This is a genomic window from Psychromarinibacter sediminicola, from assembly GCF_029168335.1.
GTDB lineage: Bacteria > Pseudomonadota > Alphaproteobacteria > Rhodobacterales > Rhodobacteraceae > Psychromarinibacter > Psychromarinibacter sediminicola.
The window spans coordinates 1-2013 of record NZ_JARGYC010000176.1 but is presented as its reverse complement, the minus strand read 5'-3'; the positions used below and the strand labels follow the sequence as shown (position 1 = coordinate 2013).

The 2013-nt window shown below is 66.3% G+C and carries 1 protein-coding gene; it reads left to right on the top strand.

Features of this window, described 5'->3' with window-relative positions:
* Positions 1–14: 14 nt before the first annotated feature.
* Positions 15–1961, top strand: a complete 1947-nt coding sequence (locus P1J78_RS24710; protein WP_275570033.1) for an ABC transporter substrate-binding protein — start codon at positions 15–17, stop codon at positions 1959–1961.
* Positions 1962–2013: the final 52 nt, after the last annotated feature.

Genomic DNA, 2013 nt, shown 5'->3' with positions numbered 1-2013 from the left:
CAGGGAGGATCCAGATGGTACGAACAGTTTCGTCAATTGCGCCGGTGCGGCGTCTGAGGGCCGGGCTCATGCTGGGCGCCGGCATCTTGCCGGTGCTTGCGCTGTCGGCGGCGGCGCAGGATGTCACCGGCCAGGCGCCGTCGCTTTCGGAGATGGTGGAGGCGGGAGATCTGCCGCCGGTCGAGGCGCGTGTCGGCGACGAGCCCGAGGTCGTGGAGCCGCTGAACGCGATCGGCAATTATGGCGGCGATCTCCGGATCTACCTGCGGGGCAGTTCCGACCACAACCACATCCTGCGCGTCGTGGGGCCGCAAGGTCTTGTGCGCTGGGATCCCGAATACACCAAGATCGTGCCCAACGTGGCCGAGCGCTTCGAAGTCTCCGAAGGCGGCCGGGTGTTCACCTTCTATCTGCGCGACGGCATGAAGTGGTCGGACGGCGAGCCGTTCACCGCCGATGACGTGCTGTTCAACATCGAGGATCTGGTGCTGAACGACGAGTTCGCGCCGACCCCGCCGCGCTATACCTCCGGCGGCGAGCCGATGCAGGTGGAGAAGGTCGACGACTACACCGTCCGCTTCACCTTCAAGGAGCCCTACGGCGACTTCCTGGCCGAGCTCGCCAGCCCGCTGGGCCAGCACCCGGTGCTCTATGCCAAGCACTACTGCGCGCAGTTCATGCCGGACTACAACGACGACGTGGATGCGCTGATCGAGGAGAACGGCGCCACCGACTGGCAGAACCTGTTCATGCAGAAGTGCGGCGACATCGAGATCCCGGCCCGCTGGGGCAACCCGGAGCGTCCGACGCTGGACCCGTGGATCATCACGGAACCCTATGTCGGCGGCGCGACGCGCGTCGTGCTGGAGCGGAACCCCTACTTCTGGCAGATCGACACCGTGGGCAACCAGCTGCCGTATATCGACCGCGTCGTGGCGCCGATCGATCAGGATGTCGAAAGCCTGATCCTGTCGGTGATCGGCGGCAAGGTCGATTTCGGGCTGCGCCACATCGACCCGCCGGCGAACCGGCCGGTCCTGGCCGAGAACCGCGAGGAGGGGGACTACCACTTCTTCGAGGCGAAATCGACCGGCGGCACCGACATGTCGATCAGCCTGAACCTCACTCACAAGGATCCCGACCTGCGCGAGCTGTTCAACGAGAAGGACTTCCGCGTCGCGCTCTCGCTGGGGATGGACCGGCAGGAGATCATCGACACGGTGATGCTGGGCCAGGGCGAGCCGTGGCAGCACGGGCCGTTCGAGGACCATCCGTATCACCACGAGCAGCTCTCCACGCAATATCTCGACTACGATCCCGAGCGGGCGAACGAGCTGCTCGACGGGCTGGGCCTGGAGCGCGGCGACGACGGCGTGCGCCGGATGGAGAACGGCGAGCCGGTGCGGTTCCAGGTGGACGTCATCCCGACCTTCGACCCGACCTGGGTGGACTCGCTGGAGCTGATCGAGCAGCAATGGGCCTTGCTGGGCGTCGACATGGAAATCAACCCGATGGAGCGCACGTTCTTCTACGAGCGGACGTCCAACAGCAACGACCACGACGCCGCGGTCTGGCGGGCGACGCAAAGCTGGGTTCCGGGGCAGATCCCGCAGATGCTGGTGCCGGTGCACCATGACAGCCGGTGGGGCATCGCCTGGCGCGACTGGTACCTGAGCGGCGGCTCGGAAGGCGAAGAGCCGCCCGAGACCATCAAGACGCGCCTGGAGCTCTACGACACCGCGCGCGGCCTGACCGACACCCAGGAGCGCATCGAGACCTTCCACGAGATCGCCGATATCGCGGCGGAGGAGTTCGAGGTGATCGGCGTGTCCAAGGCGGTGCCGACCTACGGGATCGTCAAGAACGACCTGATGAACGTGCCGGAGAGCATGCCGAGCTCGTGGTACTACCCGACGCCCTCGCCGACCCTGCCGCAGACGTGGTTCTGGAAGGACGAGTAAGGCGACTTCCGCGGCGCCGCCCCTGCAGCGGCGCCGCGACACCGATCCGGGG